The 12,864-nt window shown below is 72.3% G+C and carries 14 protein-coding genes; 5 read left to right on the top strand and 9 right to left on the bottom strand.

What is annotated here, in order from left to right:
• Positions 1 to 376 precede the first annotated feature (376 nt).
• The 3 genes from ACFQZ6_RS34255 to ACFQZ6_RS34245 are packed head-to-tail and all read right to left on the bottom strand — an operon-like array spanning position 377 to position 1,925.
• The gene (locus ACFQZ6_RS34255; protein ID WP_381617457.1) at positions 377 to 874 is read right to left on the bottom strand and encodes an SDR family oxidoreductase; all 498 of its coding nucleotides are present in this window, start codon (positions 872 to 874) and stop codon (positions 377 to 379) included.
• 29 nt (positions 875 to 903) lie between these two features.
• Positions 904 to 1,149, bottom strand: a complete 246-nt coding sequence (locus ACFQZ6_RS34250) for an SDR family NAD(P)-dependent oxidoreductase (RefSeq protein WP_381617455.1) — start codon at positions 1,147 to 1,149, stop codon at positions 904 to 906.
• Positions 1,150 to 1,172: 23 nt separating this feature from the next.
• On the bottom strand, positions 1,173 to 1,925 hold the full coding sequence (locus ACFQZ6_RS34245; protein ID WP_381617452.1) for an SDR family NAD(P)-dependent oxidoreductase: 753 nt from the start codon (positions 1,923 to 1,925) through the stop codon (positions 1,173 to 1,175).
• Between the two features lie 157 nt (positions 1,926 to 2,082).
• Between ACFQZ6_RS34245 and ACFQZ6_RS34240 the strand changes: the two genes are divergently transcribed.
• The 3 genes from ACFQZ6_RS34240 to ACFQZ6_RS34230 all read left to right on the top strand — a co-directional run bounded on the left by ACFQZ6_RS34240 (position 2,083) and on the right by ACFQZ6_RS34230 (position 4,693).
• Positions 2,083 to 2,682 carry a TetR/AcrR family transcriptional regulator gene (locus ACFQZ6_RS34240; protein WP_381617450.1) on the top strand — a complete coding sequence of 200 codons (600 nt, stop codon included), beginning with the start codon at positions 2,083 to 2,085 and terminating at the stop codon, positions 2,680 to 2,682.
• A gap of 130 nt (positions 2,683 to 2,812) precedes the next feature.
• On the top strand, positions 2,813 to 3,256 hold the full coding sequence (locus tag ACFQZ6_RS34235; protein WP_381617447.1) for a hypothetical protein: 444 nt from the start codon (positions 2,813 to 2,815) through the stop codon (positions 3,254 to 3,256).
• Positions 3,257 to 3,439: 183 nt separating this feature from the next.
• The gene (locus ACFQZ6_RS34230; protein WP_381617444.1) at positions 3,440 to 4,693 is read left to right on the top strand and encodes a poly(ethylene terephthalate) hydrolase family protein; all 1,254 of its coding nucleotides are present in this window, start codon (positions 3,440 to 3,442) and stop codon (positions 4,691 to 4,693) included.
• A 74-nt stretch (positions 4,694 to 4,767) separates the two neighbouring features.
• On the opposite strand, the gene ACFQZ6_RS34225 is transcribed toward ACFQZ6_RS34230, so the two are convergent.
• The gene (locus tag ACFQZ6_RS34225) at positions 4,768 to 5,580 is read right to left on the bottom strand and encodes an endonuclease/exonuclease/phosphatase family protein (protein ID WP_381617441.1); all 813 of its coding nucleotides are present in this window, start codon (positions 5,578 to 5,580) and stop codon (positions 4,768 to 4,770) included.
• 88 nt (positions 5,581 to 5,668) lie between these two features.
• Here ACFQZ6_RS34225 and ACFQZ6_RS34220 point away from each other — a divergent pair, with 88 nt between their 5' ends.
• Positions 5,669 to 6,184, top strand: a complete 516-nt coding sequence (locus tag ACFQZ6_RS34220; protein WP_381617438.1) for a tetratricopeptide repeat protein — start codon at positions 5,669 to 5,671, stop codon at positions 6,182 to 6,184.
• 14 nt (positions 6,185 to 6,198) lie between these two features.
• Here ACFQZ6_RS34220 and ACFQZ6_RS34215 read toward each other — a convergent pair whose 3' ends face one another.
• The 4 genes from ACFQZ6_RS34215 to ACFQZ6_RS34200 form a co-directional block, all read right to left on the bottom strand.
• On the bottom strand, positions 6,199 to 7,137 hold the full coding sequence (locus tag ACFQZ6_RS34215) for an expansin EXLX1 family cellulose-binding protein (protein ID WP_381617435.1): 939 nt from the start codon (positions 7,135 to 7,137) through the stop codon (positions 6,199 to 6,201).
• Positions 7,138 to 7,267: 130 nt separating this feature from the next.
• Positions 7,268 to 8,563: a GNAT family N-acetyltransferase gene (locus ACFQZ6_RS34210; RefSeq protein WP_381617432.1), complete on the bottom strand. Its 1,296-nt coding sequence runs from the start codon at positions 8,561 to 8,563 to the stop codon at positions 7,268 to 7,270.
• A gap of 73 nt (positions 8,564 to 8,636) precedes the next feature.
• Entirely contained in the window at positions 8,637 to 9,737 is a 1,101-nt protein-coding gene (locus ACFQZ6_RS34205) for a hypothetical protein (protein ID WP_381617429.1), read from the bottom strand.
• A gap of 122 nt (positions 9,738 to 9,859) precedes the next feature.
• On the bottom strand, positions 9,860 to 10,471 hold the full coding sequence (locus ACFQZ6_RS34200; protein WP_381617426.1) for a TetR family transcriptional regulator: 612 nt from the start codon (positions 10,469 to 10,471) through the stop codon (positions 9,860 to 9,862).
• A gap of 122 nt (positions 10,472 to 10,593) precedes the next feature.
• Between ACFQZ6_RS34200 and ACFQZ6_RS34195 the strand changes: the two genes are divergently transcribed.
• Positions 10,594 to 11,754 carry an alkane 1-monooxygenase gene (locus ACFQZ6_RS34195; RefSeq protein ID WP_381617424.1) on the top strand — a complete coding sequence of 387 codons (1,161 nt, stop codon included), beginning with the start codon at positions 10,594 to 10,596 and terminating at the stop codon, positions 11,752 to 11,754.
• Positions 11,755 to 11,762: 8 nt separating this feature from the next.
• Here ACFQZ6_RS34195 and ACFQZ6_RS34190 read toward each other — a convergent pair whose 3' ends face one another.
• Complete coding sequence (locus ACFQZ6_RS34190) at positions 11,763 to 12,782, bottom strand: LacI family DNA-binding transcriptional regulator (protein WP_381617421.1); 1,020 nt, start codon at positions 12,780 to 12,782, stop codon at positions 11,763 to 11,765.
• Between the last annotated feature and the right edge of the window lie 82 nt (positions 12,783 to 12,864).

The raw sequence follows: 12,864 nt of genomic DNA, 5'->3' as shown, positions 1-12,864 counted from the left end.
TCAGGGCGCCCACTGGAGTACGCGGGAACAAACCGTCCAGGAGGTACCTTATCGTTAACCAACAACGAGCAACAGCACCTGACTCCCGTCTCTGTATATTCCGCAAACACCCACAAAGCCCACACCTGGCGTCCACTGTCTGTGGCGAGGCGGGGCCAAGACGAGACCAACTGGACTGATACCCCCGGCTGGACGGGGCACTCAGGGCATTTCTCGCGCCCCAACCTCACCGGCTGTGGCGTCACGGTCGCCCCAAGGTCAACCCTCCGTCAACCCACCGCCGCACATCATGACTGAGCGCTATCGGCAATAAACCGATCGTGCGGTTTTTAGGACGCCAGCCCGCCGCACCCCCCGCGGGCGCGGCGGGCGCGGGCTAGTAGGCGAGCTCCCCGATGCCCCCGTCGACCCGCAGGACCGTGCCCGCGGTGTAGGTCGACTCGTCCGAGGCGAGGTAGACCGCCGCCTTCGCCATCTCGGTCGTGGTTCCCAGGCGGTGGAGGGGCACCGTGCGGCGGAGCTCCTCGTAGAGGGCGGCCTGGCGCTCGGGGCCAAGGGGTGCGAAGGCGTTGGTGACGGTCGGCCCCGGGCTCAGGCCGTTGACTCGGATGCCGCGGTCCTTCAACTCGTGGGTCAGACCTCGGGTGTACGAGAGCAGGCCCGCCTTGGCCGCGCCGTAGACCGTCGCGTTGTCGTGTCCGATGTAGGCCGACACCGAACCTACGAGGATGATCGAGGAATGTGGAGAGAAGAGGGGCAGGAGGTCCTTGATCAGGAAGAAGGGGGACTTCAGGTTCACCGCGATCAGTCTGTCGAAGGACTCCTCGGTCCATGCCTCGATCGGGAGGTGGGTGACGTCGGCCGCGTTGCACATCAGGATGTCCAGCTTCGGCCATTCCGCCGTCAGGCGGCGGCTAGCGCCGCTTGGCCGGGTACGTCGCCCGCGTCGCTGGCGACGGGGAGCAGCCGTCCGTACCCGTCCAGTTGGCGGGCGACCTCGTCCAGCCGTTCCTGTGAGCGGCCGGTGACCGCGACGGTCGCCCCCTCGGCGAGGAACTCGCGGGCCGTCTCAAGGCCGATGCCGCTCGTCCCTCCCGTGATCAGGGCGTGCTTTCCCTCTAGACGTCCTTGACGTTCCTGGCGTGCCATGGTTTTTTCTTCTCTCGTCTCTCTCAGATGGCGGTTCGGCCGCCGTCGGCCGCCACGATCGCGCCCGTCATGTAGCTGGCCCGGTCGCTGGCGAGGAAGGCGACCACGTGGGCCACCTCGGTCGGGTCGGAGGTGCGCCTGAGGGCCGTCGTCAGGCCCATGCCGCCCATGTCGGGACCCATCGCCGCGACCACCTTCGAGGTGCGCATCGGGCCGGGGGCGACGGTGTTGACCCGGACGTTCGACGAGGCGAACTCGGCCGCCCAGGTGCGGGTCAGCGATTCGAGCGCCGCCTTGGTGGCGCCGTAGACGGCCATCCCCGGCATACCGAGGCTGGCCGCGGTGGAGCTGACGTTGACGACGCTGCCGCCGCCGTTGGCGGCCATCTTGGGCGCGAGTAGCGCGGTGAGCAGGTATGGCGCGCGTACGTTGACCGCGAAGGCGGCGTCGTAGCCCGTGAGGTCCTGGTCGGTGGTCGGGCCGAACGTCATGACGCTCGCGTTGTTGATCAGTATGTCCACGGCTCCGGCGTCCTCGGCCAGTCGCCGCACGGCGGCCGGGTCCGTCAGGTCGGCCGTGAGGAAGCGGACCGTCGTGCCGGTGGGTGGGGCGCCGAACGCGCGGAGGTCGGCGACGACCTGGGCGCCGCGCTCCGGGTCGGTTCCGGTGATGACCAAGTCGGCGCCCGCGGCGGCCAGGGCCCTGGCCGTCGCGTGCCCGAGTCCACCGATCGCGCCGGATCCGGTGATGAGTGCCGTCTTTCCTGCCAGCTCCACTGCTTCGCCTTTCGCAACCACGGTTGTGACGGGATGGGTAGGTGGTGGGTCGATGGGGGTGAGGGATCGGCCGACTTTTGTGCAGCCGTTCCAGAAGTGTGTGCTCGGAAGCTATGACTTCTTGAACGGGCTGTCAAGAAGTTGTAGTGTCGGACGCGTGGCACGAACCGGACGCCCCCGCGAGTTCGACAAGGACAAGACGCTGGAGCGGGCACTTGAGCTGTTCTGGTCCCGGGGATACGGGGCGACGTCGATCCAGGACCTGGTCGACACGCTGGCCGTCGAGCGCGGCAGCCTCTACGGGACGTTCGGGGACAAGCGCCGCTTCTACCTCGACGCCGTACGGCTGTACTGGGAGGTGTACGAGCGGCACCTGGTCGCCACGCTCGACGCCGACCCCCTGCTGCCCGCGCTGCGCGAGATCCTCACCCACCCGGCGCGTCTGGACGAACTGATCTCCGACGTGGGCGTACCGCAGGGCTGTCTGGTCGGCAACACCACCGCCGAACTCGTCCCCCATGACGATGAGGCCACCGAGGTCGTCAGCCGCTCCTACCGGCGGTTCACCGAGATCGTCACCGACGCGCTCCGCCGGGCGCAGGCCACCGGGGAGATCACGGACAGCGCCCGGCCCGAGGCGCAGGCCCAGCTACTGCTGTACGTCGTCCAAGGGCTCTCGCTGGTGTCTCGGGCGGGGCTCGACCAGTCCGCGGCCCTGGCCGCGGTCGACACCGCTATCGACGCGTTGCGGGCGTGAGCGAAGCCGTCGCGGCGTCCCCCACATGGGGGATCGCGTCTGGATTTGGGGGTGTGGGGGCTCCCGGGGGTTCTAGCCTGCGCAGGCAGGCAGGCAGGACAGCTAGTGGCTTGGTGGTCGTGGGGGGCTCGTGTCGCAGTACGCCAGGGGGGCCACCGATCAGGCGGCGTTGTGGTCGGCCGCCGTCGCCGCGGTGATCACCCTGTCGCTGGGTGAGGGGCGGTACGACTGGTTGAGCCTCGCCGTGGGGGCGGCGCTCGCCCTGCAGATCGCCGCCTTCTACCGGCCCGCCCCGTACGCGCCGGGCGACGTCCTGAACCGTGCCACGGCGGCCGGGGGCTTCGGAGCCGTCGGTGGTCTGGTCGCCTCGATGGTCCTCGCCTGGCCCGTGCAGATGGCGGTCGGTACGCCGCCGTGGTGCCGTGCGGGCGGGGTGGATTCGGACAACTGCGCGGGCGCGGAAGCCTACTGGTGGCTGGGGGTGGTGTGGCTCGTGTCGGCGGTCGCGCTGTCCTGCTGGCACTGGTCGACGGTGGTGCGCCGGACCGCGCCGGTGCCGTCCCCGTCCGCCTGAGGGTCCCCTCCGGCGTACGCCGTGGTGCCGGGTGCCCGGCACCGGTGATTTCACCGATCCCTCCTCCCCCGTCCCCCGACTGCAATCGACGCACGCCGCACCGGGGCGTCCCTCGGTGATCAACAGCAGGCGCAGTCGACCGGTTCGGACAGCCGGTTCAGGCAGACAGAAGGGATCTCGGACATGCCGTTACGCATCAGCCGACGCCTGCGCGTCCTCAGCGCGGTGGCCGTCGGCGTCGTCGGGCTCGGTACCGCCAGCGCCACGCCCTCCCCCGCCTTCGCCGCCACCGTCGTCTACAGCGAGAGCTTCGGCGACGGGCTCGGCACCTTCACCGCCACCGGCTCCGTCGAGACCGGCACGTACGGCGCCCGGATGAGGGGGTCGCTGCTGTCCGACCCCGCCATGACGTCCGCGTCCGTCAACCTGGCCGGGTACAGCGGGGTCACCGTGTCGTACACCAGGGCGGCGTCGGGGCTGGACCTCGGAGAGAGCTTCACCGCGGCCTACTCGGTCGACGGCGGCCCCTTCACCACACTGGAGTCGGCGCGTACGGCGTCGGGCGCGGCGTCGTTCCGGCTGCCCGCGTCGGTCGACGGGCGCGGGCTGCGGCTGCGCTTCTCGCTGGACGCCAACAGTGCGCTGGAGACGCTGACCGTCGACGACGTCCTCGTCGAGGCCACCGGCGGCGGGGGTCCGACCGACCCGCCGCCCGGCTCGCTGCCCCCGGTGGACGACGTCACCAGGCCCGGACCGTACGCCGTGACCATCGACACCTCCGCCGGGCCCGACGACGACGGCTGGCTCGTCTACCCGGCCAACGCCGGTCAGGACGGCGTGGACCACCCGGTCTTCGTGTGGGGGCCGGGAGCCGGGTCCGACCCCGCCGACTACGAGGACATGCTGCGGCAGTGGGCCTCGCACGGGTTCGTGGTGTACAGCGAGGTGTCGTCCAGCAGCGGCGACTACATGGTCCAGGCCCTCGACTGGCTGGAGGCGCAGAACCGCGGTACGAGCAGTGCGCTGTACCAGGACCTCGACCTGACCGAGGTGGCCTTCGGCGGCCACTCACGCGGGTCGATCGGCACCTTCGACGTGGCCGACGAGCCACGGCTGGAGACCACCGTCCACGTCGCGGGCGGCTCCTTCGACGGCAACGGACCGGACAGCCTCCGCAACCCCACCCTCTACGTCGGCGGTGACGAGGACTTCGCCACGGCCAACATGGAGCGCGACTACACCAACACCGACGTGCCGGTGTGGTTCAACGTCCTCGACAACACCGACCACATCTACGCCACCCGCAACGGCCAGCACATCATCACGGCCTGGCTGCGCTGGCACCTGGCCGACGAGGAGTTCCGGCGCACGGCGGACTTCCTGAGCCCCGGCTGCACCTTCTGCGGCCTCGGCGACGTGCGGTACAAGAACTGGTGACCTTCCGGCTGCCGCGGCCAGTGCCCGGTGCCGTCCCGGCGTTCCGTCGGCCGGGGCGGCACCGGGGGCGGCGGTCAGCGCCTCAGGCCCGCGCGGACCACCATGGCGTCGTGGTCCGTGTACGTCGTCGGCTCCGTCTCCAGGCGGGGTGCGGTCAGGTCGCCGTAGACGTGCTGGATGCCCGGCGCCTGGACGGCCGCCGCGTCGGTCAGGGTCCAGTGGCCGTCCGGGGCGCAGGAGGTGCGCCGGTTGACGTCACCGGCGAAGAGCGTCGGGCGGCCCCGGGCGGCGAGTACCTGCCGCAGTTCCGCGCACTGCGTGGAGTTGGCCGTGCCGGGTGCCTCGCCGTCGGTCGACAGGTGGCTGGTGCACACGTCCACGCCGCGGGCCGTGGTGACGCACAGCCAGCGGCGCTCCTCCACGCCGCTGAAGACGGAGAACGGGGCGTCCTCGGTGGCGCGGACCGCCTCCTTGGTCAGGACGGCGTTGCCGAAGACGCCGCGCCCTTCGGGGGACTTGCAGGGCAGGGGCGCGCCCCGGTAGACCACCGTGGCGAAGCGGTAGTGGTAGCCGGTGCGCGCGGCGATCTCCGCGACGTCGCCGCTGCACGCCTCGTTGAGGGTGACGGCGTTGACGTCGTTGGCGCGGGTGCGGGCGACCACCTCGTCCACGATCTTCGGGTACTCCGTCTTCGCGTAGCACCCGGCGTAGCCGCTGGAGCAGACGTTCATCTGGAGCAGGGCGTAGGTGGGGCGGGCGGGGCCGGGGCTGGTGGCGGTGGCCGTGGGGGCCGCCGTCGTGGCGAGCAGGCCGACGGCGAGCAGGCAGGCGGCGAGCAGGCAGGCGGGGAGCACGGGGCGCAGCCGTGCGCGGGCGTAGCTGATCACGGCGCGATTGTGGGTCCGTCGGCGGCGGTTCTGACAGGGGCCCGGCGAAGTGTTCGCCTCCCTGTCGGCAAAGCGTCACGATGGGCCCATGGACGAGATCGACATGGCGGGCGGCGGGCGCGACGAACTCCTCGCGGCGGCGGTACGGCTGCGGGAGGAGGGGCGGCACGAGCAGGCCCGGCAGCGGCTGCTCGCGCTGGCCGCCCGCTACCCCGAGGACCGTGAGGTGGCCTACCAGACGGCCTGGGCCCACGACGTGCTCGGCAGGGAGGCCGAGGCCGTCCCCTTCTACGAGCGTGGTCTTGACGGGCCCGGGCTCACCGCGGAGGACCGTCGCGGCGCGTTCCTCGGGCTGGGCAGTACCTACCGCGTCCTCGGCAGGTACGAGGACGCGGTGAGCACGCTGCGCCGGGCCGTGGCCGAGTTCCCCGACGACGGCGCGCTGCGGACCTTCCTCGCCATGGCCCTGTTCCACACGGAGGACCATCACGAGGCGATGCGTCTGCTGCTGACCCTGGTCGCCGCCACCAGCGAGGACCCCCAGGTGCGCCGCTACCGGCGCGCCATCGAGCAGTACGCCCAGGACCTGTGGGCCACGGTGTGAGTCGACGGGCGCGGCTAGCCAGTGTGCGCGCGGAACTGCTGCCCCGTGGGCTGGACGGTGTCCGGGCGCAGGGCGATCGCGTCGGCGGTCAGCCGTTCGCCGTAGATGTCGGTGATCCTGAGGGCGCCGCCGCAGCCGGTGCCCTGTTCGGAGAGGAAGTAGTTGTACTCGGCGCGGGGCAGGGCGCGCCAGCCGCTGCCGGTGCGCAGTTCCAGGCGTGCCACGGGGTTGCGGTGGCCGATGACCTGGAGGCCGCACCAGTGGGCGCTGGATCCGGTCTTGTAGCGGACGGAGACCGTGTCGGAGGTGGCGGGGCTGAGCAGGGTCCAGGTGATCGGTATCTGGCCCGCGGAGGGTGCGGCGAGTTTCGCGAACGCCTGGGCGGTGAGGTCGAGTTGGCCGGGGGCGCAGGGGGCCGGGCATTCGTTGGTGATGCGTACGGTGATGGCGGCGCCGCTCGCCGCGCGGACGCGGACGTACGCTCCGCACGCCTTGGCCGTCTCGTAGTCCGTGGTGTTCATCGCGGCGGTCATCACGTCGTCGGTGGGGCCGTAGGTGCAGGCGCCGTCGCCGTCCCCGGCGTCGTAGAAGGTGGCGGTGCCCTGGTAGGTGACGTGGGGGCGGATGCGTCCGGCCAGCGGTGCGGTGGCCGGGGCGGGGCGGTCGGTGGCCGTGGTCGACGGGCGCGGGGGGTTCGGCGGTGCGGTGGGGGACGCCTTCGTGGCCTTGGCCTTCGGGCGGGTGGGCGTCGCGGTGGGCTTCCGGTGAGTCGGGGTGGGGTGGACGGTTGCGGCGGGCGTGGCTGCCGCGCGTACGTCCTCGTCGGGGCGGTGGTCGGGGCGTGCCGCCAGGGCTACGGCGATGACGAGCGCGACGGTCGCCACGGCGGCGGCCGGGAGGAGGGCCGTACGCCGCTTGCGGTCGCGGGGTCGGCGGTGTGAAGGGGCTGCCACGGCGGGTCCTTGGGTGGTGGGGCGAACGCGGGGTGCGGGTGAGGCGCGTGGGACGGGAGCCTCCCCGTGGTCAGTCGCCGCCGGGGGCCGGAAGGTTGCCGCCGCTCGTTCTCAGGTGGCGGGGTGCGGGTCAGAAGGCGAAGGAGTTGTGCGGTTCGGGGTCCGTTCGGAACATCCGGGCGAGTTGGCCGAGTGCGCCGTCCGTGTGGGGGGTGATGTGGCCCGCGTGGGCGAAGTGGTGGGCTGACATGCCGCCGAGGTAGAGGGAGCTGAGGGCGGGGAGGGTGAGGGTCAGGTCCGCCGTGTCGTTCGTGGGGACGCAGGTCGCCGTGGCGTCGTCGGCCCGCAGGTGCCAGGTTCCGTTGTTGGCCGGGCACATCTCGTCGTCGTCGATGGTGAACCTCAGGGCGCCGGGGGTGGCGTACGAGCGTTGGGTCAGGGCTTGTGGGACATCGAGGAGGCGGGCCCAGAGGTTGTCCGTCTGGCGGGTGACGCGCATCGCCCGCGGGTTGGTGAGCATCCACCGCAGGGGTTCGTCGCGGGGGCGGCCGGGTGCCACGATCCTCTTGGTGAGGTCGAAGTCGGTGAGCAGGGCCCACAGGGCGCGGTAGGCCACGGGGTTCGTCGCCTCCAGGGCCTCCACCACGAGCGTTCCGGCGTGGTCGGCGGTCGGGGACCAGGGCAGGCGGAAGTTCGCGATGCCGTCCACGTCGCCGTGCTGGTCGCGGTGGACGAGGTAGCGCAGGGGGCCGTTCGTGCCGTCCGGCTCGTCGGACAGGCCGTCCCAGCGCGTTGGGTGGGGGCTGAGTTCCCCGACCCGGTGGGCGCGCACCGCCGCGTGCACCCGGGGCCAGGCCCCCTTGGCGTGCGCGGCGTCGACCAGCTCCAGTGTGCCGGGGTCCGGTGCCGTGGGGCGGAGGGTCGCCTCGTGGCGTGCCAGCTCCCAGCGGGTGCGGTAGGTCGCGGGGGAGAATCCGAACCGGCCGTAGATGCCGCCCTCGCTGGCGCTGAGCATCGCGAGCGGTTCGCCCCGTTCCAGGGCGCCCCGGAACATGGCCCGCATCATCTCCCGCAGGTGACCGTGGCGGCGGTGCGTCGCGGTCACCCCGGTGGCGGTGACGCCCGCCATCCGTACCGTGCCCCCGCCGGGGACCGTCACCTCGAAGGAGAGGGTCGCCGACGCGCCGACGCACCTGCCGTCGACGAACGCCGCGACCGGGTGGAAGGAGCGGTCCCGGGTGTCCGCGTCGGCCAGCTCCTCCAGTCGCCCGGCGCTGAGGGGAGCGGGTTGCGGCGGCCACGGTTCCGGGCCGCCGTGCCACGCGGCGTCCTCGGGCTCCCACTTCGGCAGGCCGTTGGCGAACGGGAGTACCCGGTAGTACGCGGCCATCTCGTCGCGTCGGGGCGGTCGGACCTCGGTCTCCATGCCGGACATTGCATCCGCCGCCCTGACGCGCGAGCAACCGAAATACGCGGCGCCCCGTGGGGTGCCGGGGCGGTCAGTCGAAGTGGCGGACGAAGACGTCCGTCTTGCCGTTGGTGTCGTCGGGCACGAGGTCGTCGGCCGCGGAGTGGAAGACGACGTCGCGGCCACCGGCGCTGACCGAGTCGACCCCGGCCTTGGCGGGCTGGTCGGAGACGGTCTGGTCGGTGCCCGTGGTCAGGTCGCGCAGGACGAGGGACGGGCCGCTGGTGTCGTTCGGGGTGTAGAGGAGGTAGCGGCCGGTGGGGTCGATGGCCACGCCGCGGACGTCCGGGACGAGTTGGGCGGTGCCGGACGCGAGGTCGTGGACGTAGGTGTCGGAGCCGGAGAGGTAGACGACCTTGGTGCCGTCGTCGCTGAGCTGGACGAGTGTCGCCAGTATGGAGGGGTCCTGGCCCTCGATCGGGCCGGAGCTGGTGCCGCTGGCCTGGTCCCAGACGAAGACGTCCTCCTTCAGGCCGTTCTGGTAGGCGACGTGCAGGCCGTCGCCGCTGATGGACGGCCGGGACGGGGCGGTGTGGGTGAAGGTGGCGACGGTCTGCTTGGCGCCCACCGTCCATTCCTGGATCTCGATGCTCTGGCCTTGCGTCGGGGAGTTCCAGTAGACGACGTGGGCGGTGCGGCCGTCCTGGGTCAGCGACGGCTGGTTGCAACTGTAGGCCAGGCAGTTGACGGAGGCGGTGAATCCGGTGGCGACCTGGTACTGGCGGATCCGCACGTTCCTGACCCAGGTCAGGGGGTAGGCGACGTAGCCGCCGTCGCCGCTGACCACCGGCGGGCTGAGGGGCGTGTAGTCCCCCATGCGCTGGGTCACGGTCGTGGTCTGGTCGCGGAGGTACGCCCGGTTGCCCGCCGTCCCCGGGGTGGCGGTGAGGTTCTGCGCCGAGGACATGAAGACGACGTGGCGGCCGTCGGGTGTGATCGAGGCGCCGGTGGAGTCGCCGTCGCCCTGGGTGCCGTCGGGCGCGACGCTGACCCGCTCGACACCGGCTCCGTCGACGGCCGCCGCGGAGGTGGCGCCCACTGCTGAGGCGGCGCCCTGCGGTAACGCCGTGGCCACGCAGGCCGCGAGCGCCGCGCCCAGGGTGAGCCGTACGCGTCTGGTGCTTCTCCTCATTTTCCCCCCAGAAAGAACACGGTCCGCCCCCCGGATCCCCACCGGAGGACCATGACCATGCAACCCTGAGGGCGCTGTGGGGTCAATGCGTCGCACGGCGTATGCAGGGGCGCGGGTTCCGGTCAGGTGCCCAGGACCGCGCGGACCGCCCGGGCCACGCGTGCCGGGGTCTCGGCGGGCCGGGGCGAGGGCAGCAGCATGTGGCTGAGCGTCAGTCGCACCGCCAGGTCGGCGGCCTCCTCGCGCCGGTCCGCCGGGGCGCCCGGCGCCACCTCGCCCAGCCAGTCGGCCAGCAGGTGCCGGGCATTGGAGAAGACCGGCTCGGGCCGACTGGTGAGGAACGGCAGCAGGGCGTCCGTGCCGCCACGGGCCGCGCCCAGCACCGCGTCGATGAAGGGGTTGTCGCCCGCCTCGGCCAGGGCGTGGGCGACGCCCGCCTCCACCGCGGCGCCCACGTCGTCCCGTCGGCGGTCCAGTACGGCGGCCAGGCCGAGCAGGAACGCCTCCGTCTCGCGTTGCACCAGGGCCCGTCCTATGCCCGCCCGGTCACCGAACTCCTTGTAGATCGAGGGCCGGGACACCTCCGCGCGCAGCGCCAGGTCGGCGACCCGGACCCGGTCCCAGCCGCCCTCGGCGGCGAGCGCGCGGGCCTCGGCGAGCACCCGTTCGCGCATCTGCCTGCGCCACGCCACCCGGGGCGGGTCGGGACGGGCGGGCGTTCCCTCCGTGTCCACCTGGTCCTCCACTTCACTGACTAACCGTCAGAACGTTGACACCGCGCCCCCTTTGTCAACGTACTCCATGACGTGTCACCGTCAGGGCCCCCAGTGTCCCTCCCCCTCCCCAAGGAGCCCTCATGAAGCCAGCGTCGAACGACGCCCGCCTCTGGCGGGATCCCCGGCGGCCGTTCTGGCTGCTCGCCCTCGCCGTGCCGACCCTGCCGTTCCAGGCGGGTGCCCTCGTCGCCGTCACCGGTGCGGGGGTGTTCTGGTGGTGGGGGCCGTTCTTCGCCTTCGTCCTCGTCCCGCTCCTGGACCTGCTGATCGGTCCCGACGGCGCCAACCCGCCCGAGGAGGCGATGTCCCGGCTGGAGGCCGACCGCTACTACCGGTGGTGCACCTACCTCTACCTGCCGCTCCAGTTCGGGGCGCTGGTGTGGGCCTGCGGCCGGTGGGCGGACGGGGGGCTGTCCGTCGTCGAGGCGCTCGGCCTCACCGCGACCACCGGAGTCGTCGCCGGTGTGGCCATCAACACCGCCCATGAGCTGGGCCACAAGCGGGAGTTGCTGGAGCGGCGGCTGAGCCGGATGGCGCTCGCGCAGACCTGCTACGGCCACTTCTACGTCGAGCACAACCACGGCCACCACATACGGGTCGCCACCCCGGAGGACCCCGCGAGCAGCCGGATGGGCGAGAGCTTCTGGCGGTTCCTGCCGCGGACCGTGCTGGGCGGCCTGCGGTCCGCCTGGCACCTCGAACGGCGTCGGCTTCAGCGGCGCGGGCGTCCGGTGCTCAGTCGGCACAACGACATCCTGACCGCGTGGGCGATGTCGGTGGCCCTGTTCGCCGTGCTGACCGCCGCCTTCGGGGTGCGGGTGCTGCCCTACCTCTGCCTCCAGGCCGTGCTCGGGTTCTGTCTGCTGGAGACGGTGAACTACCTGGAGCACTACGGCCTGTTGAGGGAGCGGCGGGCCGACGGGCGGTACGAGCGGGTGGCGCCCCGGCACAGTTGGAACAGCGACCACACGATCAGCAACCTGTTCCTCTTCCAGCTCCAGCGGCACTCCGACCACCACGCCCATCCCCTGCGCCGCTACCAGACGCTGCGCCACTTCGACGAGGCGCCGCAGCTCCCCTCCGGTTACGCCACCATGATCGTGCTGGCGTGGTTCCCGCCGCTGTGGCGCCGGGTGACGCATCCGCTGCTGCTGGCCCACTACGACGGTGACCTCACCCGCGCGCACGTGCGTCCGTCCGTCCGGCGCCGCGTCCCGGTCCGCCCCCGCCGGACCGGCTGACGGGCCGCTCACCGCACGGCGGGCCCCGTGCTCCCCCGGATCTCCAGCCGGTGCGGGACGACGACGTCGAGCGGCGGGACGCCCGGCGCGGGGCTGTAGACGCGGTCGGCCAGGCACTGCAGGGCGCGCTCGGCGATCTGCCGCTTGTCGGGCACGACCGTGGTCAGCGGCGGGTGGGCGTACCGGCCGTCCTCGATGTCGTCGAAGCCCACCACGGCCAGGTCGCCGGGGACGCTCAGGCCCGCCTCGTGCGCCACGTGCAGGGCGCCGAGGGCGAGTTCGTCGGTGAACGCGAACACGGCGTCGGGGCGGGCGCCGGACGCCAGCAGGGCGGTCATCGCCTCCGCGCCGTCCCGCCGGTGCAGCGCGGTCACCGTGCGTTCGAGGGCCGGGTCGGGGGTCAGACCGGCGCGGGCGAGGGCGTCGCGGTAGCCCGTGAGGCGCTGCTGGGCGGTGCCGTTGCGCAGGTGGGGCTGGAGGCCGAGGGCGGCGATGCGACGGCGTCCGGTTTCGATCAGGTGGGTGGTGGCCTGGTCGGCGGCGAGCACGTTGTCGACGGCGACCCGGTCGGCGGCGCCGTGCGGGTCCCGCTCCCCCAGCAGGACCACGGGCACGTCGCGGGCGCGGGCGGTCAGGTCCTCGGGGCTCACCGACCAGGGGCTGATGATGAGGCCGTCGACGAGGCGCCCGCCGGTGTCCGCGAGCAGCCTGCGCTCGGCGTCGGGTTCGCCGAAGGTCTGGTCGATGACGACGGTCCAGGAGCGGCGGCGCGCGGCCTCGACGAGGAGACCGGCCAGCTCGGCGAAGTAGGGCGAGTGCAGTTCGGGGACGGCGAGGCCGATCACGCCGGTGCGGCCCGCGCGCAGGTTGCGGGCGGCGAGGTTGGGCCGGTAGCCGAGTTCGTCGAGGGCCGCCTGCACCCGGGCCCGGGTCTCCTCGGCCACCGGGGCCGAGCCGCTGACGACGTTGGACACGGTGCGGACCGACACGCCCGCGCGGGCGGCGACATCCTTCAGACGGCTGCTCACGGCGGCCATCTTCGCATGGTTCGGCGGGCTGGTCGGGGAACTTCGACGGCATGGTTGCAACGTTGCATTCAACGCTGCACGA

The organism is Streptomyces flavalbus (assembly GCF_042674625.1).
GTDB lineage: Bacteria > Actinomycetota > Actinomycetes > Streptomycetales > Streptomycetaceae > Streptomyces > Streptomyces flavalbus.
This window is presented reverse-complemented; position numbering and strand designations above follow the sequence as displayed.

Excerpts from the sequence above, each read along its gene's own strand:
- ACFQZ6_RS34220 (WP_381617438.1), top strand. The coding sequence starts at position 5,669 with ATGGACGAGATCGACATGGCGGGCGGCGGGCGCGACGAACTCCTCGCG.
- ACFQZ6_RS34195 (WP_381617424.1), top strand. The coding sequence starts at position 10,594 with ATGAAGCCAGCGTCGAACGACGCCCGCCTCTGGCGGGATCCCCGGCGG.
- ACFQZ6_RS34230 (WP_381617444.1), top strand. The coding sequence starts at position 3,440 with ATGCCGTTACGCATCAGCCGACGCCTGCGCGTCCTCAGCGCGGTGGCC.
- ACFQZ6_RS34255 (WP_381617457.1), bottom strand. The coding sequence starts at position 874 with ATGTGCAACGCGGCCGACGTCACCCACCTCCCGATCGAGGCATGGACC.
- ACFQZ6_RS34250 (WP_381617455.1), bottom strand. The coding sequence starts at position 1,149 with ATGGCACGCCAGGAACGTCAAGGACGTCTAGAGGGAAAGCACGCCCTG.
- ACFQZ6_RS34210 (WP_381617432.1), bottom strand. The coding sequence starts at position 8,563 with ATGGAGACCGAGGTCCGACCGCCCCGACGCGACGAGATGGCCGCGTAC.
- ACFQZ6_RS34205 (WP_381617429.1), bottom strand. The coding sequence starts at position 9,737 with ATGAGGAGAAGCACCAGACGCGTACGGCTCACCCTGGGCGCGGCGCTC.